This is a genomic window from Ruegeria sp. C5 (genome assembly GCF_056537605.1).
The window spans coordinates 878,453-896,318 of sequence record NZ_JBQFRX010000001.1; the positions used below are offsets into that span (position 1 = coordinate 878,453).

A 17,866-nucleotide genomic window follows, 5' to 3' on the forward strand; every position below is an offset into this window, starting at 1 on the left:
CCCTTGTTCATGCGCCGGGGTTAACGGCTTTTTGTACATCTTCAGGCGTCCCGACCGCTGTGCACGCCAATGCTCGATCGATCTTGCGGATCATTCCCGACAGAGCTTTGCCCGCGCCGATCTCCCACGCTTCGGTCACACCCTGCGCGACCATGTACTGTACGCTCTCACGCCACCGAACCGAGCCGGTGACCTGTTCCACCAGCAACTGACGGATCATATCTGGATCAGCCACAGCTTCGGCGCGAACATTCGCAACCAAAGGCACGGCAGGCGCTTTGATTTCAACCGAAGCCAATGCCTCTGCCATTACATCTGCCGCAGGCTGCATCAGCGCACAGTGAAATGGAGCACTTACCGGCAACATAATTGCACGCTTGGCACCTTTTTCCTTGGCGATCTCGGCTGCGCGCTCAACAGCGGCTTTTGAACCAGAAACGACTACTTGGGTTGGGTCATTGTCATTGGCAGCCTGACAGACCTCATCTTGCGCGGCCTCTTCCGCAACGGCGCGCACCGCTTCAAGATCGAGCCCCAGAATGGCGGCCATTGCGCCCTCGCCCACCGGCACTGCACTTTGCATCGCCTGCCCGCGCGTCCGCAGCAGGCGGGCAGTATCGGCAACCGTCAAGGCTCCGGCCGCAGCCAGCGCCGAGTATTCACCCAGCGAGTGACCCGCCACATAAGATGCCATTGAAATCAAAACGCCTTCGGCCTCAAGTGCGCGCATTGCGGCCATCGAGGTTGCCATCAGCGCGGGCTGTGCATTCTGAGTCAGGGTCAGCTCTGCGATATCGCCGTCCCAGATTAGATCGCTCAGTTTTTCGCCCAAGGCCTCATCGACCTCATCGAAAACGGCGCGGGCGGCTGGATATGCCTCAGCCAAGGCCTTGCCCATTCCGATGGTCTGGGCGCCCTGCCCGGGGAAAACAAACGCGCGTGTCATTGGTGCCTCTTGCGTGACGTCAGATTTCGGCGGGGTTTAAACTGACAATCGGCGCGGCACAAGCATTGCATGCGTTCTGCATCAGGACACCTTTACTGTGCATTTCTCTGTCTTGTGTCCACACGGCATCCATTTAACTTACCCTCAATTCAGAAACTCGGAGAGCCAATCGATGCCCCTTACCAACACCCGGTCCAGCTATGGTGGTGTAACCAAAGCATTTCACTGGCTGACCGCACTACTGATCCTGACGGCTCTGCCGCTGGGCTGGTTCGCGAACCAATTGGCCCATGCGATTTACGATCCGAGCATTCCCACGACCGAGGATGACATCGCCCGCGCCGCCCAGCTGTTTTCACTGCACAAAACCATTGGTGTTACCGTGTTCTTCGTCGCACTGGCCCGAATCCTTTGGGCTGTTACCCAGACGAAGCCGGGCTTGCTGAACGCTGAAAACAAACCCGAGGCCTTCGCCGCCGAAACTGTGCACTGGCTGCTGTACGGCTCGCTTGTACTGGCTCCGCTCAGCGGCTGGATCCACCACGCCGCCACCGACGGCTTCGCGCCGATCCTATGGCCCCTTGGTCAGAACCTGCCGCTTATTCCGAAGTCAGCTTTCCTTGCCGACATCAGCGCCAGCCTGCATTGGCTGTTCGTCTGGGCCCTGGGTGTGGCACTCGTGCTGCACATAGCGGGCGCGCTGAAACACCATGTCGTGGACAAAGACAGCACCCTGCGCCGTATGCTGCCCGGCCAATCGGACGCGCCGGAACCCCCGGCGCAGCACCATTCCATTGTTCCCGCCTTCGCCGCCTTGGCAATCTGGGGCGCGGTGCTGGTCGGAGGTTGGTCCACCGGTGTCTTTGACGACCAGTCCAAAGCATCCGAAGACACGGCCGAACTTGCGCAAGTTCAATCGGAATGGGAGGTCGAAGACGGATCCCTGTCGATTACTATCTCGCAACTGGGCAGTCCCGTAAGCGGCGAGTTTGCAGACTGGACTGCAGCGATAGCGTTTGAGGATCCCGCCGAGCCCGGGTTGGCCGGTTCCGTCGATGTAACGATTGCCATTGGTTCACTCAGCCTCGGCACAGTCACCGACCAAGCGATGGGTGCGGATTTCTTTGACAGTGCGCAGTTTCCTACGGCCCAATTTAAGGCCGACCTGTTCAAAACGGATGCGGGTTATGAGGCGCGAGGACCTCTGACAATCCGGGACAAATCTATCGATGTCGTCCTGCCATTTACGCTGGAACTGGCCGACGATGCAGCGACGATGTCGGGGAATCTGGAACTCAACCGAATGGATTTCGACGTTGGAACATCGCAACCCACCGAAGATTCGTTGGGGTTCACGGTTATCGTGGCAGTCGAATTGACGGCAGAACGCGACAACAAATAAAAAACCGCCGGGGCGCATAACCCCGACGGTTTCTTTTTGGGATCATGAAGGGATTAGTCGGCCTTCTGCGCCTCGATCGAAATATTGACCTCGACCTCGTCACCCACGAATGGAGCGAATTGGCCCAAATCAAAATCGCTGCGCACCAGCGTTGTGGTGGCGTCAAATCCGGCCCATGGCTTGCCCGCCATCGGGTGCTCACCCACCTGGTTAAGCTTGGCATCCAGAACCACGGATTTGGTGACACCATTCATGGTCAGATCACCGGTGATGTTGGCTGTGTTTTCGCCAGTGACCTCAATACCAGTTGAAGTGAAGGTCACCAGATCACCTTCGGCTGCGCCAAAGAAATCTTCGGTCATGAAGTGATCTTCGCGCGGCTTCCAACCGGTGATCATCTCAACGACCGGCATCGAAACAGTCACGCTCGATGCTGCCGGGTCTTCCTGATCAAACATGATTTCGCCCTCAAAGCCCGAAAACATGCCCGTGGTAGTCGAAAAGCCAAGGTGGTTATAGCTGAAGATGACCTGGCTGTGGCTGGGGTCCAGAACGTATTTCTCGGCGCTGGCAAACGCCGAGGTCGCTGATACGGCCAAAGCAGCAGCAAGAAGGGTGGATTTCATGACAATCTCCGCAAATTTGTGAATGCAAACCGAATGGGTTGCTCGATAACAAAAATGTGCTGCCCAAGGGCAGCACACAAGTTTTTTTGATTCACAACTTCTGTTCCTTTTTGAACAGAATAAAAGTCAGGCGAAAATTGTTACGTTTTGGCTGAGTTGACCTTTGAGCGCTGAGCCAACATCCGCCGATTCCAGTGGCAGCTTCATCAGCAGGCTTCCGTCTACATCGTACAGTTCGACCTGGTCGTCAGCGAAACGCGCGCCACCCAGCGAGTCGTAGCTGCGGCGCAATACCGTTTGCGGCCGACCGTTTTCGTTTTTCTGAAGAATGCGAACCTCGCGGCGGATTGGGTCAAAGTAGGCGTCTGGGCGCGCATCCATCACCTCGATGGTCAGCAGGCTGACGCCAACAATCAAGAACATCAGCGAAGCGACTAACTTGATAGGCCAAACCTCGGCCCCCATAACCGAACCCGGCATCAACCACATCGAAAAGGCCGACACAATCAGAAAGACACCAACGGCACGCAGAAGAAACATCCGAGCCCGCCAATTCGGCGCAAACGTAATCAGCACGGGGACGGATTTATCAAATACCGCGGCAGGTGCCGATTGTTCAAAAGTGTTTGTGTTCATGACGGCCATTGTCTTGCCCTGTCTATGTTTTCCAATCTACCGGGTTCTCCCGGCTTCATGAACAACCTCGGGGCGAAAAGCGTCAGGAATTGGGCGCACCAGTGGAAATAGGGCGACTTCACAAAGGCATATGTGGCAGGGCTTGCCCCGCCCGCTCAAACGTGTATACGGGGCCATCCTTCGCAGGAGTTATGAATCGCGCAGCCTCTCGTGGCAGGGTCGCGAAGGACCATATGGCCCCGCCTTTGAAATGCGCCTTGATATAAACAGGAGTGCACATGCCACTGTATGAGCATGTAATGATCGCGCGTCAGGATTTGTCCAACGCGCAGGCAGAAAGCCTTGTCGAACATTTCGGCACCGTTCTGGCTGACAACGGCGGCAACGTCGTCGAAAGCGAGTACTGGGGCGTCAAGACGATGGCTTACAAGATCAACAAGAACCGCAAAGGCCACTATGCCTTCCTGAAAACCGATGCCCCTTCGGGTGCGGTTCAGGAAATGGAACGCCTGATGCGCCTGCATGATGACGTGATGCGCGTTCTGACCATCAAGGTCGACGAGCATGCCGAGGGCCCCTCGGTCCAGATGCAGAAGCGCGATGAGCGCGAAGGCCGCCGCGAGCGCCGCTGATCAACGCCTGACGAAAGGACATAAACCATGGCCGCAAAACCATTTTTCCGCCGCCGCAAGGTCTGCCCGTTCTCGGGTGAGAACGCGCCGAAAATCGACTACAAAGACACTCGTCTGCTGCAGCGCTACATCTCTGAGCGTGGCAAGATCGTACCTTCGCGCATTACCGCCGTTTCGGCGAAAAAGCAGCGTGAACTGGCCCGTGCTATCAAGCGCGCCCGCTTCCTCGCCCTGCTGCCCTACGCCGTGAAGTAAGGAGAGACTGACATGCAAGTTATCCTTCTGGAACGCGTTGCGAAACTGGGTCAGATGGGCGACGTCGTTGACGTCAAGCCCGGCTACGCCCGCAACTTCCTGCTGCCCCAAGGCAAAGCGCTGAGCGCATCGAACGCCAACATCGCGTCGTTCGAAGCCCAGAAAGCCCAACTTGAGGCACGCAACCTGGAAACCAAGAAAGAAGCTGAAGCGCTGGCTGAAAAGCTGGACGGTCAGCAGTTCATCGTGATTCGCTCGGCATCGGATGCCGGCGCTCTGTACGGTTCGGTCACCCCGCGTGACGCCGCAGACGCTGCAACCGAAGCTGGTTTCACCGTCGACAAGAAACAGATTGCCCTGATCGCTCCGATTAAGGAACTGGGTCTGCACTCGGTCGCAGTCAACCTGCACCCCGAGGTAGAAGTCGAGATCAAGATGAACGTCGCACGTTCGGAAGAAGAAGCCGAACTGCAGGCATCGGGCAAATCGATCCAGGAATTGGCTGCTGAAGAAGAAGCCGCTGCCGAATTCGAAATCGCCGAACTGTTCGACGACATAGGCTCTGCCGCTTCGGAAGACGAAGATCTGGTTGCCGAAGAAGCTCCGGTCGAAGCAGACGAAGCAAAAGCCTGATCTGGCTGCATATCCAATATCAAAGGGCCGCGCTTTTACGCGGCCCTTTTTCTTTTTGTTACATCGCAAGCAAAATTCGGCCCGATTGTTCGCCTGGCCTTGCAGACCGGCGAGGGTTTCATATCATCGCCATTCGCAATCAGGAGTATTTTGATGACCCCCCTCCTTCGTCGCCGCGTCTTAACCTTGTTGCTTATGGCACCGCTTGCAGCTTGTGGCAGTCCTGGCAGCTCAGGTTCCGGCGATACGTTCGATCCCCCCCTCTACCCCAATGAAACACCCGAGCTTCGCGCCTCGATCAATAAATGGGCTGACCACTACGAGCTCCCGCGGGAGTTGGTGCACAAGCTGGCCATCCGTGAAAGTACACATCGACCGTGGGCGGTGAACCGGCCCTATTATGGGCTTCTGCAAATCCTCCCGGCCACTGCGCGATCAATGGGTTATACTGGAAATGCCGAAGGCCTGCTGGACGCCGATACCAATCTGGAGTTCGCCGGAAAATACCTGCGAGGCGCCTGGCTTTTGTCTGATGGAGATCAACAACGTGCCATCTTTCTTTATGCCAAAGGATATTGGCCCGAAGCAAAGGCCAGAGGCATGCTCGTCGAGACGGGTCTGGTTTCTGCCACAGAATAGGCATGTTTAATTCGCATTTCGATTGTAATGCACATACATAACCTTCGAAATGCCACGGCGAATCCCATGACCTACTGCACAACTCTGACGTTAAATCTTTTAAAGGTGCGTAATTGTGTGCCCGAAAGGCACATTTACCTATAAAAGGCAGACATTTCCCACATCTTCTTGTCTTGACAAGCGAAATGTGGTGTCCTGCTTGACGTCAGGGAAGACAGTATCATTTTCCTGGCCAAGGGGATCCGCCCGCTCACTCGGGTCTAACTGGTCGTTACCGTATGGATATTGTTGATCTCAGCACTCTTCCCGAACAGGATACTCGGTATGACGAGTTCCTGCGTCAGGTCTGTGACAAATATGAAATGGACCACGCAGCCTATGCGGGTATGAATCCTGCTGCAGGTACGATTCACGGCCATGTGACCTATGGGGACGACTGGAAAACCCACTATCAAGAGCAAGGCCTGCACCTGATCGATCCGACGCTGCACATGAGCCAGCGCAGTATCGCTCCGGTCGACTGGAGCCGTCTGGAACGCGGTAAAGATTTCCAGCGCGTTTTTCGCGATGCGCATGATTTTGGCATTCCAGATCAAGGCATTACGATTCCGGTTCGCGGGCCGTACGGAGATATCGGCTTGCTTAGCGCAGTGCGCGAGTGCAGCCGGGATGAGTGGAAGAAACTGGTGCCCAACGTGATAAGTGACCTGCAATCATTGGCCGTACACATCCATGACAATGTCATGACATCGGATACGATCAGCCGGATGCTGTACCACCCGACCCTCTCCAGCCGAGAATTGGAGATTTTGCAATGGGCCGCAGCGGGTAAATCGCAACAAGATATCGGCGATATACTGTCGATTTCGCACCGCACGGTTGAGGTGCACTTGCGCTCTTCTCGCGAAAAGCTTAATGCACTGACGACTCCGCAGGCTGTCGGTCGGGCCATCGGAATCGGCTTAATCTACCCAGGATAAAGCCAAATTTTGCCGAAATTGGGCTAAAAAAAGCCAATATTACGGGAAACCCCCAATAGATTCGCTGTGGAAACCGGGTAACGTCTTATCCACAGACAGATCACTCGAAGGGGGTTAACATGATTTTGGTAGTTGATGGGTTGAACAGACATCTGTTCACCGAAGTTCTTGACGATATGTTCGAACTGCGCGCTCGGGTTTTTGGCGGGCGACTTGGATGGGACGTCCACATCGAAGACGGCAAAGAAATCGATCAGTTCGATCATCTGGATCCTGCATACGTAATTGGTCTCGACGATGAGGGGAACGTCGTAGCCGCAGTACGTGCACTCCAGACAACCGGCCCGCACATGCTTTCAGATGTGTTCTCGGATATCTTATGCGGCGAAGCGCCAATGCGCAGCGCGACCATGTGGGAATCCACCCGCTTCTGCGTCGACACGCAGCGACTGACCCGAGGAAAAGAGAAGAACTCGGTTTCTTACGCGACCTGTGAGCTGATGATCGGATCTCTGGAATACTGCCGCAGCGCGGGTATCCAGGACATCATCACCGTGATTGACCCGGTTATGAACCGCGTTCTCAAACGCTCGAACTGTGCGCCTTACGACTATGTGGGCGAAACCGTTCCGATGGGCAAGGTACCGGCCATGGCGGCGTTGCTGGATTGCACAGAAGAAAGGATTTCGGGTCTTCGCGAATTCGCAGACATTCACCACGATGTCTTTATCGAAGAAGAAAAGGCGTTGGAGTTCTTCGAGGCCAAAAAGGCCGCCAAACTCAGCCCGGCAAATCGCGACCACAAGCCGCTCACCGATCTTGAGAAGTACTTTGTCGAACAGATGAGTGCGGCCAAGACGGAAGAAGAAAGGCAGGCAGTGCTGAAACTGATCGAAGCGCTGTCCGACACATTCACCCCAGAGCAGAAGACCGCTCTGTTACAGACCCCCCGTGCTTTTGCTCATGAGGCCTGACCCCCTCACCTCATAGTACAAAGCCACCCATGCGGAGCCGTCTAATTCGAGACGGCTCCGCTTTTTTTTGACCCCTAATGGGGGAAGGAAGAGGATTATTCCTCTTCCAGTGCCTCAACGGCTTTTTGCAGATCGTCCTTGCTGACTTCTTTGTCCGCAACCTGAGCCAGTTCGAAGACGTAGTCGACAACCTTGTCTTCAAAGATAGGCGCACGCAGCTGCTGCTGCATTTGGGCGTTCTGCTGCACAAATTCAAAGAACTGGCGCTCCTGGCCCGGGTACTGACGCGCCTGGTTCATGATCGCCTGTGTCATTTCCGAGTCGGTCACCTCAACCTCGGCCTTCTGGCCCAGTTCGGCAAGCAGCAGGCCTAGACGCACGCGGCGTTCGGCAAGCTTGTTATGCTCGTCGGTTGGTTCGATCGGATCGTGATCGTGACCTTCAACGTCAGGGTTTTCCTCGTGCCACAGCTGGTGTGCGATCTGCTTGGCTTCGGCTTCTACCAGTGACGGCGGCAGGTCGAACGAGACTTTCTCGTCCAGCACGTCCAACAAAGCGCGCTTCATAACTGCACGGGACGCACCAGCATATTCGGCTTCCAGACGCTCGGCGATCTGTGCCTTCAACCCAGCCAGATCTTCGGCACCAAATTTCTTGGCCAACTCGTCGTCGACCTCAGCCGCGACCGGCTCTTTCACCTCTTTGATGGTGCAGGTGAAAACGGCGTCTTTGCCGGCCAGATGCTCAGCACCGTATTCTTCGGGGAAGGTGACGTTGACGTCTTTTTCTTCCTCGGCCTTCACACCGACCAACTGCTCTTCAAAGCCGGGGATGAAGCTGTTCGAGCCCAGAACCAGCGGGTAATCTTCAGCCGAACCGCCTTCGAACTCTTCGCCGTCAACCTTACCAACAAAGTCGAACACGATCTGGTCACCGTCCTTGGCTTTCGAACCCTTACGGCGCGCTTTGAAGTTCTGCGCGGTCTCGGCCAGGTTGTTCAGCGCTTCTTCCACGGCTGCGTCGTCCGCTTTGACAACCAGCTTCTCCAGTTCAACCGATTTCAGGTCAACTTCCGGAATCTCAGGCAGCGCTTCGTAGGACATCGCAACTTCTACGTCGTCGCCTTCTTTCCAGTCCTCGTTGGTCATCTTGACCTCGGGCTGCAACGCAGGACGTTCGCCGCTGTCCTCAAAGTGCTTGTTCATCGCACCGTCGATGGTTTCTTGCATCGCTTCGCCAAGCAAGCGCTGGCCGAACTGCTTTTTCAGCAGAGCCATCGGCACCTTGCCTTTGCGGAAACCCTTCATTTCAACCTCGGGCTGCGCTTCGGTCAGTTTCTCGTTGACCTTGTCGTCCAGCTCGGCTGCGGTCACAACGATGTTGTAGCCGCGCTTCAGACCTTCGTTCAGCGTCTCGGTAACCTGCATTTTGGTAGTCCCCATAGGATTCGGGGCGCGCAAAACGGGCGCGCCGGGCAAATTTGACGCCTTCTATTTGCACAGCCGCCTGCGTGCAAGAGGCAAAGGCCCTTTCAGGCTGGTTTTACCCCTATTACAGACGAAAAAACGCCCCGGCACAGGCCGGAGCGTTCGATCATCGAAAGCTGAGAATTCAGAACCTCCAGCGGGCCCCCAGCACCCACGCCTCGTTGTTGTCGAACGAAGCGCCATCTTCGAAATCGTGATTGCGGTATTTCAGATATGCATCTGTATTGATGCTGTCGATACGCTGAACAACAGCGATTCCCCAAGCATCGGTGCTGGAACCGTCATTTACGAAGTCCGAGCCCGAGTAATAGTCGATCCCGATACCGGTTTTACCCCAGGATACCCACTGATCCTCATAGGCAATCTTGCCGTAGAAGTAGTTCGGGTCAGACGCACCATCCGCGTCATTGTCCCGCGTACCGGCGGCTACGGTGAAGCTCAGGCCGTTTTGCAGCATAACCGAGGCCGACCCGATCGTATCCTTGCGGTCCCCCGATCCATCGTCAGCCGAACGCACCGAGTATGCAACCGCCGCTGCAAATTCAACCCCGCCGCCGAAGGTGTTGTTATAGCGAAGGCCGATATCGTAATAGTCATCGTCATCGCTGCTGGACAGAATGTTCTGACCATAGGCGATGCCGGCCTTAAAACCGCTGAACTCCGGCGTGTCATACCGAACGCGGCCACGGCGCGCACCGTCAAAGTTGCTGCTGGAATCGCCAACGGTGATGTCGCTCAGCAAACCGTCAGTACCGCGATAGAAGAACCCGCCATTTTCATCGTTGGTAAAGGAATACAGCGCAGTTCCAACGTAAGACAGATCCACTTCGGCAGCGCCATCGGCCACCATGCTGCCCTGACCGGCCGAGAATTTACCCCAGTCACCGGCAAGTGCGAAATCCACGTGACGGATATCTTCACGGGTCCAGCCGCTGAAATCTGTGCCCAGCTGGTTCCACTCGCTCGAGCTCGGCAGACCAAGCCCGGTTTCAAAACGGAAGGTGAAATCGTTGTTGCCGAAGGGCTGCAACAGTTCCAAACCGACGCGGCTGTTTGACAGGTCATTGTCCAGAACGCGCGTTTCGGTCTCTTCACCGTCGTCAACCGAGATTAAGGCCGGGTGCAACTGACCATAAAGCAGGACATAACCGCCCGTGTTGTTTTCGTATTTCAGTTCGGCGGCGGCGGGGATTGCCGTTGTTGCGACAAGCGCCGCGGCTATCGAAGTCAGCTTAAAATTCACTGTCATGTCATTCACCATTGATGGGTCAGTTTTTTTAGATATTGCCGATATGCGCACCTGGATTAACGGTTCCAATGATTGCTAAAGCTTATTAGCCCGGCATTGCATTTCTGCCACAGGCGGAAGCGGGGACCTTCAGGGAAAGCGTTTTATAATCAATATTTTGACCTAGTTCGAAAGCAGCACCCAGCTAACCTGCAAGACAATTCTTGCGCTGCGTGTTGCAGCTTGCAAACACCCGTTATGCGCACAGGTAAATCATAAGGCGAAACATTGCCGCTTTGACCCGCGATCGGCCAATATTTGCCTATGACCCATTTATTTCAAGCCGTGCGAATACCGCTGGCAATTGTTCCGGCAGATCTTCAGCAATCAACCCCGGCCCAAATTGCCTGGCGCATTCCACATGTAACCAAGCTGCGGTCTTGGCTGCAGCCATCGGGTTGAAGCTCCGCGCCAGTAGTCCCGTTATGAACCCGCCAAGCACATCGCCCGACCCTGCTGTCGCCAGCCAGGGCGCCGCCCGGTCAAACAGCGCCGCATTGATCGCACATTGCCCATCCGGTGCAGCAATCACCGTGTCAGGGCCCTTGTATAGTACCACACAGCCAGCCTGCTTGGTCGCCTCACGCACGGCATCCACTTTGGAATAAGCCGGCCCTTTGCCCGGCTTGACCGAGAGCTTTTCGGAGATCTCCGGGAACAATCGCGCAAACTCGCCCCCGTGCGGTGTCAGAACACATCTGTCATGGAGCATGTCCAACAGCACCTCTGGCGCATCAGCAAACGCCGTCAAAGCATCCGCGTCCAGCACTGCGGGACGCCCCGAGGCCAGCGCCGCAGGAACCAGCTCCTGCGCACGCGCCAGCCCCAAACCAGGACCGAGGCATAGTGCATTCAACCGCGCATCCATCAGGACTTCCATCAGATCATCGCCGCTCTGGACCCGCTGCAGCATCAGCGCAGTGATGTGACTGGCAACCTCCATCTGAGCCGAGGGTGGAACACCCAGCGTCACCAATCCGGCCCCGATGCGTAATGCACCACGTGCCGCCAGCCTTGCTGCGCCGGTTGCCCCCGCACCTCCGCTAATAATCAAGGCATGCCCATGCGCATATTTGTGTAAGGCAGTTGCCTTCGAAAAATCAGCATCCGGGGTGGTCACCAGTTTGACCGCGCCCTGAACTCCCTCCTCCAAACCAATGTCCTTGACGACCAATCGGCCACTTCTGACCGGCCCCAGCCCCAGATAATGCCCCAGCTTTGCAGTATGAAACGATACCGTGATCCTGGCCTGAACCGTCGCGGTCCCCGGGGCCAGCTCACGCCCACTATCGGAACACAGGCCAGACGGCATATCAACGGATACTGTCTTTTCGGCGATGGCTGGATCCGAGGCAGTCATTTCTGCCCATTTTAGAACATCACCCTCAAGCGGTCGCTGTAAGCCCGTCCCGAATAACGCATCGACATAAAGGTCAGCCCCTTGATGCGCGGCAAACACTTCGGAAAATGGTTGAACCTCCCCCAATTCGCCCCACCTGTCATGATTCACACGCGCATCTGGTGGCAGCTTCGCCGGATCACCAAGAAGAAATGCCGCCACCTCCCAGCCGCGCTCCCGCAGCAAGCGTGCAACAACAAATCCATCCCCCCCGTTATTTCCCGGCCCGCAAAGAATTACCGCACGCAGCGGATCCTCTTCATCTGGCCCCAAATACCTCGGGGGTGCGGGGGCTGGCCCCCGCTGCAGCTCTGGCCATTCTTCAAATACGGCTTGAAGAACACCGCGCCCCGCCCGCTCCATCAGCTCCAGTCCGCTCACGTCACCGGACTCAATCGCGGATTTTTCGATCGTCCGCATCTGTGCCGCTGTCAGCAACTCTGCCATGTTGCGCCCTCACACGATTCAATTCTGATTACATTTTGTGCACATCGATCAAAATTTAACCCGTTGCACGATTTCGCAGCACCACAAGGCGACCAAATTCGCGGTTCCATTGCCGCTCGATCTTAGACGTGATCATTGCCATCAAGACAACCACACAAGGTGAACCGGAATGAAAAAGATCGAAGCGATCATCAAGCCGTTCAAACTGGACGAAGTGAAAGAGGCGCTGCAGGACGTGGGAGTCCAGGGCCTCAGCGTGGTCGAGGTGAAAGGCTTTGGTCGCCAGAAAGGTCACACCGAACTTTATCGCGGCGCAGAATATGTTGTCGACTTTCTACCCAAGGTAAAGGTCGAGGTCGTCCTTGATGATGATCAGGTTGACGCAGCGATCGAAGCCATCGTTGGCGCCGCAAAGACCGACAAGATCGGGGACGGAAAAATCTTTGTCTCACCTATCGAACAAGCCATTCGTATCCGCACCGGCGAAACCGGTTCGGAAGCCCTGTAACACAGCAATCTTCAAATCAGAGGAACAAATAGTATGAGCAAGGACGCAGTTCTTCAGCTGATCCGTGATGAAGACGCCGAATACGTCGACATCCGCTTTACCGACCCGCGCGGCAAACTTCAGCACGTCACCATCATGTCCGATCAGGTCGATGAGGACTTCCTGGAAGAGGGCTTTATGTTCGACGGTTCGTCCATCGCGGGCTGGAAGTCGATTGAAGCTTCCGACATGAAACTGATGCCCGACACCGACAGCGCCTATGTCGATCCGTTCTATGCGGAAAAGACCATCTGCCTGCACTGCTCGGTTGTGGAGCCTGACACTGGTGAAGCCTATGAGCGTGACCCGCGAGGCACTGCTCAGAAAGCCGAAGCGTACCTGAAGGCTTCCGGTATTGGTGATGTGGCCTATATGGGTCCTGAGGCCGAATTTTTCCTCTTTGATGACGTTCGTTTTTCGAACAGTATCAACAAGGTATCCTACGAAGTTGATGCGACTGATGCATCGTGGAACACCGACACCGAATACGAGATGGGCAACATGGGCCATCGTCCGGGCGTTAAAGGTGGTTACTTCCCCGTAAACCCCGTTGACGAAGCGCAGGACCTGCGATCGGAAATGCTGTCGACCATGAAGCGTCTGGGCATGAAGGTCGACAAGCACCACCATGAGGTTGCATCGTGTCAGCACGAACTGGGCCTGATCTTCGACAGCCTGACCAAGCAGGCCGACGAGCTTCAGAAATACAAGTACGTGATCCACAATGTTGCACATGCCTATGGCAAATCGGCGACCTTTATGCCGAAGCCAATCGCAGGTGACAACGGCACCGGCATGCACGTGAACATGTCGATCTGGAAAGACGGCAAGCCGCTGTTCGCGGGCGACAAATACGCCGACCTGTCTGATGAGGCGCTGTACTTCATCGGCGGCATCCTGAAGCACGCCAAAACGCTGAACGCCTTCACCAACCCGGCGACCAACAGCTACAAGCGTCTGATCCCAGGTTTCGAAGCCCCCGTCTTGCGCGCCTATTCGGCCCGCAACCGTTCAGGCTGCGTGCGTATTCCGTGGACCGAAAGCCCGAAAGCCAAGCGCGTCGAGGCCCGCTTCCCCGATCCGGCCGCAAACCCCTATCTGGCGTTCGCCGCGCTGCTGATGGCCGGTCTGGACGGCATCAAGAACAAGATCGATCCGGGCGAAGCCATGGACAAGAACCTGTACGATCTTCCTGCCGAAGAACTGGCCGACATCCCGACCGTCTGCGGCAGCCTGCGCGAAGCTCTGGAAGCGCTGGCATCTGATCACGACTTCCTGCTGCAAGGCGACGTGTTCACCAAAGACCAGATCGACGGCTACATCGCGCTGAAGATGGAAGAGGTAGAAACCTACGAGCACACACCTCACCCGGTTGAGTACGGCATGTACTACAGCTGCTGATTAAGAATTTTCGACGAAAATTCTCAGGGGGCGCCCATCGGGCGCCCCTTTTTCTGTATCTCCGCGAGATTTGACGGATCGATGATGATCTTTCAAAATTTGAGCTCAACATCAGGCGGAGAGAGCACATGCCCGCAAGCGACAAACTCTTTTCTGAGTATTCAGGACTTGTAACCTCGGAAAAAGATCTGGAACGCATTTGCGGGCAACCCTTGCCGCAGATCATTGCAAAGGAATTGCCTGCACTTGATGAGATGTGTCGAGACTTCATCGGCATGTCCTCGTTCTGCCTGATCGCTTCGGCCAATCCCGATGGGCATCTCGATATTTCGCCTCGTGGCGATCCTGCGGGGTTTGTGCAGGTGCTCTCGAACTCGATGATTGCGATCCCGGACCGGCCTGGGAACAAGCGCGTGGATACGTTTCATAATGTGCTGAAAGATCAGCGCGTCAGCGTAATATTCTTTGTCCCCGGAAAATTGGAAACTCTGCGCCTGCGGGGATCCGCGAGAATTAGCGCAGATCCCGAACTTCTTTCAAACATGGCCGTCGGTGGACGCGTGCCCAAGCTGGCCCTGTTAATCCATGTCGAAACCGTCTTTGCGCACTGTCCCAAATGCATCATTCGATCAAACCTGTGGCACCCCGATGAATGGCCGGACTCATCCAGTCTGCCAAATATGAACGCGATGATGGTCAAACATGCCAAGATCGACAAAACCCCGGATGAATGGTTCGAATCCCTGAAAGGCACAGACGAGCTTGATCTCTATTAAACCACTTTGCGGTAGGTCGAACTCGGCTTAGGCTGAGCGTAGTTTTTTCAGCACTCGGATTTCCTCTATGCCTCGTCTTCGCCTTTACGCTGCACTCGCGTTCCTTCTGCCCTCGGTGGCACTGTCCGCCCCTTGTGGGAATACCAGCAGCGGGTTCGAGGCCTGGAAAGCCGACTTTGCCAAAACCGCCAAACGAGCGGGTGTTAAAAAGAAGGGTCTGCAGGCGCTCGCACAAACGCAATATGCAACACGTACGATTGCCGCGGATCGCAATCAGAAGAGCTTTAAATACTCATTGGACAAATTCATGCAGGTGCGCGGGGCAAACACCATCGTTGCGCAAGGGCGCAAGCGCAAAGCTCGCAATCCGCAGTTTTACGCCGCGCTCGAGCGTCAATATGGCGTACCGGCGGGTGTGCTAATTGCCATTCACGGCATGGAAACCGGCTTTGGAGGTTTCATGGGCGATAGTCAGGTTGTTTCCGCAATCACGACATTAGCCTATGATTGTCGCCGGTCCGAATTCTTCATCCCGCACGCTATCGGCGCCTTAAAACTGATTGACCAAGGTACCCTTACGATGGCGACAAAAGGGGCAAAACATGGCGAGCTGGGGCATACACAGTTCCTGCCCGGCAACGCCCTGACCTATGGTGTGGACGCCACCGGTGACGGTCGGGTCGATTTTTATAACATGACCGACGCGCTCGCCTCGACCGCGAATTTTCTACGTAAGAAAGGGTGGAAGCCCGGTCGCGGCTATCAACCCGGAGAGCCGAATTTTGCGGTCATACAGCAATGGAATGCGGCCTCGGTCTACCAGCAATCCATTGCAATCATGGCGGCGCGAATCGACAACTAGGGCAGTCATAGGCTTGACGTCAGAGCACCTGAATTCGGCCACATTGTTGCCACATAGATTTAAGGAAACCCCGATTTTCTTGGTTTCCAAAGCGTAATCAATCTTGGAATATTTCGACTTTTTTCCATTTTGGTCAAAATTTGCGCCATTTCGCCTGTTAATTTGTTGTGAAGATTATGACAGCAAAGGAACATGCTGTGACTGCAAAGCATAGTTACCACGGTGGCCTCCAGTTTGACGGGTCGGCAGATGGCGCGCTTGAGCGTCTGTGCGAGGTCGTCTCGACGACGCTGGGTGACTATGGCCATCTGGTCGAGCGCAAGACGCTTCTTAGCGCATCGGAGGCCAGTATTGTCAGCAGCCAATATCTCGTGCGTCTGACATTGGACTCGGAACCAACCCAAGTAGATCACAACCACCATGAGCGGATGGATCGAACCGCTGGTCTCAAAACTATGCCGCGTGCTGCGGTTACGCTGCCGGGAAACCGGCTGACGATCTCGATTTGTCCGGTGTCAAAACTGCTCGATGACAGTGAAATATCCGAGTTGATGCTTGTGGTGATCCTGTACCGAATGGTCGACATCTGCACGACCCGTCGTGTCGAATGGTTGTCGCCCAAAACGGTTCTCACCATCGAACAATTCATGAGTGCCTTTGATTCAATTGCGCCGCGCAACGCCCGGAACCGAAAGCAGATATTCGAAGCAGTCAGCGGCCCATTTGCGGGGCTCGATCTGCCCGATCCTGATGCGGAAAATACACAGACCAAACACGCCAAGCCGCGTCCGATCAAGCTAAGTGACGACCAACTGCTCAGTATCGCCTTCCGGACCGAGGCTGACGCTCCCCTGCCCGCCGGCAACATTCACCAGTCCGAGGACGAAACGGAACGCCCAAGCGATATTCTGCGACTGACCAGCTGGGGCATGACTGGTGCTGTGGCAAGCATATCGACGCCGATTGCCATATCCCTGGCAGCAGTCAATCTGATCCGGGGTGAGGATTTCCGCCTCAACACTCAGGTTCTGGCTTTTACCACAGCGATTTTTGGCCTGAACGCTACGAATGCTTTTGCCGAGGTCGCCAGCGCGATTGGCATGTAATCAAATTACCCAAGACCCTCCTTGGAGGCCCCGCCGTCAGGCGGGGTTTTCCATTTTAAGGACCTGATCAGCGGCCATTACATAAGTGTGGATCGCGAACACCACTGCGTTTGTCTCAGGTAAACGCAAGAGAGTCTGACGTTCACTACGCAGATATCGGGCCGAATTTTCGTCCTGCGGCGTGCGTCGCTGCATGAGACTACGCGGTTGGAACAATTCGGCATCATTGTACCAAAGCGCATTGAACCGCCAAAGTGGCCGGTTGGGCTGAATGCCGTCAAACAAACGTTGAACTCTGCGGGCAATACTGGCGTCGTAGGCATCAACCGGTTCATGGATCCCAATCAAAGGGCGCATGAACTTTTCTGACAGCATCCAGCTTGCGGGAAAGCACAGGATCGCGCCAGTCAAAACATGCTCGTCATCGTGTTTCTGCAGAATGCAGAAATCCTCTTGCACCAAATGGCATAGCGTTTCCAACGGGCGTTCCCGGTCAACCTCAACCCGTACACCGTCGGGCCGCACAACGTTATCGGAGACATTCGGATAAACTTGCTGAATGACCAGTTCCAGCAACTCCTGCGCGGGTGCCAACGCCTCGGGGCTTTGCGCCAAGACGTCCGGTTTTTGTTGCGCCAACAGCGCGGCGCGTCGTTGCATCTGGGCAGAAAACGCATCGTCGCGATGCAACCAGGCCCTGGGGTCCGCAGGCTTAATGCCAGGCAGCGGGTTTTGGGCGAGTGGATCATAGGGAATGGCTTGCTGTAATATCACGGTCATAGTCGAGGCATAGCACCCTGCTCTGGTGCTGTCGGTCAAAAAGCGACCAG

Annotated in this window: 19 protein-coding genes; 12 read left to right on the forward strand and 7 right to left on the reverse strand. The window is 55.6% G+C overall.

The window, feature by feature from the left end:
• Positions 1 to 7: 7 nt before the first annotated feature.
• On the reverse strand, positions 8 to 946 hold the full coding sequence (gene fabD / locus ACR0AW_RS04450) for an ACP S-malonyltransferase (RefSeq protein WP_170733385.1): 939 nt from the start codon (positions 944 to 946) through the stop codon (positions 8 to 10).
• 172 nt (positions 947 to 1,118) lie between these two features.
• On the opposite strand from fabD, the gene ACR0AW_RS04455 reads away from it, so the two are divergent.
• Positions 1,119 to 2,348, forward strand: a complete 1,230-nt coding sequence (locus ACR0AW_RS04455; RefSeq protein WP_170733386.1) for a cytochrome b/b6 domain-containing protein — start codon at positions 1,119 to 1,121, stop codon at positions 2,346 to 2,348.
• Between the two features lie 53 nt (positions 2,349 to 2,401).
• Here the strand turns inward: ACR0AW_RS04455 and ACR0AW_RS04460 are convergent, their stop codons facing one another.
• Positions 2,402 to 2,974, reverse strand: a complete 573-nt coding sequence (locus tag ACR0AW_RS04460) for a YceI family protein (RefSeq protein ID WP_170646377.1) — start codon at positions 2,972 to 2,974, stop codon at positions 2,402 to 2,404.
• A 126-nt stretch (positions 2,975 to 3,100) separates the two neighbouring features.
• The gene (locus tag ACR0AW_RS04465; protein ID WP_255612061.1) at positions 3,101 to 3,610 is read right to left on the reverse strand and encodes a hypothetical protein; all 510 of its coding nucleotides are present in this window, start codon (positions 3,608 to 3,610) and stop codon (positions 3,101 to 3,103) included.
• A gap of 278 nt (positions 3,611 to 3,888) precedes the next feature.
• On the opposite strand from ACR0AW_RS04465, the gene rpsF reads away from it, so the two are divergent.
• The 6 genes from rpsF to ACR0AW_RS04495 all read left to right on the forward strand — a co-directional run bounded on the left by rpsF (position 3,889) and on the right by ACR0AW_RS04495 (position 7,723).
• Positions 3,889 to 4,242, forward strand: a complete 354-nt coding sequence (gene rpsF, locus ACR0AW_RS04470; RefSeq protein WP_068332653.1) for a 30S ribosomal protein S6 — start codon at positions 3,889 to 3,891, stop codon at positions 4,240 to 4,242.
• A gap of 27 nt (positions 4,243 to 4,269) precedes the next feature.
• Positions 4,270 to 4,497, forward strand: a complete 228-nt coding sequence (rpsR, locus tag ACR0AW_RS04475) for a 30S ribosomal protein S18 (RefSeq protein ID WP_005608650.1) — start codon at positions 4,270 to 4,272, stop codon at positions 4,495 to 4,497.
• Between the two features lie 12 nt (positions 4,498 to 4,509).
• Complete coding sequence (rplI, locus tag ACR0AW_RS04480) at positions 4,510 to 5,130, forward strand: 50S ribosomal protein L9 (RefSeq protein ID WP_170733387.1); 621 nt, start codon at positions 4,510 to 4,512, stop codon at positions 5,128 to 5,130.
• Between the two features lie 153 nt (positions 5,131 to 5,283).
• Positions 5,284 to 5,769 carry a lytic transglycosylase domain-containing protein gene (locus tag ACR0AW_RS04485; RefSeq protein WP_170511990.1) on the forward strand — a complete coding sequence of 162 codons (486 nt, stop codon included), beginning with the start codon at positions 5,284 to 5,286 and terminating at the stop codon, positions 5,767 to 5,769.
• Positions 5,770 to 6,047: 278 nt separating this feature from the next.
• Positions 6,048 to 6,749, forward strand: coding sequence for an autoinducer binding domain-containing protein (locus ACR0AW_RS04490; protein ID WP_170396446.1), 702 nt, complete (start codon positions 6,048 to 6,050; stop codon positions 6,747 to 6,749).
• A 119-nt stretch (positions 6,750 to 6,868) separates the two neighbouring features.
• Complete coding sequence (locus tag ACR0AW_RS04495) at positions 6,869 to 7,723, forward strand: acyl-homoserine-lactone synthase (RefSeq protein ID WP_170396444.1); 855 nt, start codon at positions 6,869 to 6,871, stop codon at positions 7,721 to 7,723.
• A 95-nt stretch (positions 7,724 to 7,818) separates the two neighbouring features.
• Here ACR0AW_RS04495 and tig read toward each other — a convergent pair whose 3' ends face one another.
• From tig to ACR0AW_RS04510, 3 genes are all read right to left on the reverse strand, one after another.
• The gene (gene tig, locus ACR0AW_RS04500) at positions 7,819 to 9,150 is read right to left on the reverse strand and encodes a trigger factor (RefSeq protein ID WP_170396960.1); all 1,332 of its coding nucleotides are present in this window, start codon (positions 9,148 to 9,150) and stop codon (positions 7,819 to 7,821) included.
• 184 nt (positions 9,151 to 9,334) lie between these two features.
• Positions 9,335 to 10,459 (reverse strand): porin, encoded by a 1,125-nt coding sequence (locus ACR0AW_RS04505; RefSeq protein ID WP_170422244.1) that lies wholly within the window; start codon positions 10,457 to 10,459, stop codon positions 9,335 to 9,337.
• 301 nt (positions 10,460 to 10,760) lie between these two features.
• On the reverse strand, positions 10,761 to 12,344 hold the full coding sequence (locus tag ACR0AW_RS04510) for an NAD(P)H-hydrate dehydratase (RefSeq protein WP_170733388.1): 1,584 nt from the start codon (positions 12,342 to 12,344) through the stop codon (positions 10,761 to 10,763).
• Positions 12,345 to 12,513: 169 nt separating this feature from the next.
• Between ACR0AW_RS04510 and ACR0AW_RS04515 the strand changes: the two genes are divergently transcribed.
• The 5 genes from ACR0AW_RS04515 to ACR0AW_RS04535 all read left to right on the forward strand — a co-directional run bounded on the left by ACR0AW_RS04515 (position 12,514) and on the right by ACR0AW_RS04535 (position 17,036).
• The gene (locus tag ACR0AW_RS04515; RefSeq protein ID WP_170422248.1) at positions 12,514 to 12,852 is read left to right on the forward strand and encodes a P-II family nitrogen regulator; all 339 of its coding nucleotides are present in this window, start codon (positions 12,514 to 12,516) and stop codon (positions 12,850 to 12,852) included.
• A 33-nt stretch (positions 12,853 to 12,885) separates the two neighbouring features.
• The gene (glnA, locus tag ACR0AW_RS04520) at positions 12,886 to 14,292 is read left to right on the forward strand and encodes a type I glutamate--ammonia ligase (protein WP_170396436.1); all 1,407 of its coding nucleotides are present in this window, start codon (positions 12,886 to 12,888) and stop codon (positions 14,290 to 14,292) included.
• Between the two features lie 128 nt (positions 14,293 to 14,420).
• A complete protein-coding gene (locus ACR0AW_RS04525) occupies positions 14,421 to 15,068 on the forward strand; it encodes an MSMEG_1061 family FMN-dependent PPOX-type flavoprotein (protein WP_170396434.1) in 648 nt (215 codons plus the stop codon).
• Between the two features lie 67 nt (positions 15,069 to 15,135).
• Positions 15,136 to 15,930, forward strand: a complete 795-nt coding sequence (locus ACR0AW_RS04530) for a lytic murein transglycosylase (RefSeq protein WP_170733389.1) — start codon at positions 15,136 to 15,138, stop codon at positions 15,928 to 15,930.
• Positions 15,931 to 16,106: 176 nt separating this feature from the next.
• Entirely contained in the window at positions 16,107 to 17,036 is a 930-nt protein-coding gene (locus tag ACR0AW_RS04535; RefSeq protein ID WP_480444140.1) for a hypothetical protein, read from the forward strand.
• Positions 17,037 to 17,072: 36 nt separating this feature from the next.
• Here ACR0AW_RS04535 and ACR0AW_RS04540 read toward each other — a convergent pair whose 3' ends face one another.
• The gene (locus ACR0AW_RS04540) at positions 17,073 to 17,816 is read right to left on the reverse strand and encodes a heme-dependent oxidative N-demethylase family protein (protein WP_170733390.1); all 744 of its coding nucleotides are present in this window, start codon (positions 17,814 to 17,816) and stop codon (positions 17,073 to 17,075) included.
• Positions 17,817 to 17,866 lie beyond the last annotated feature (50 nt).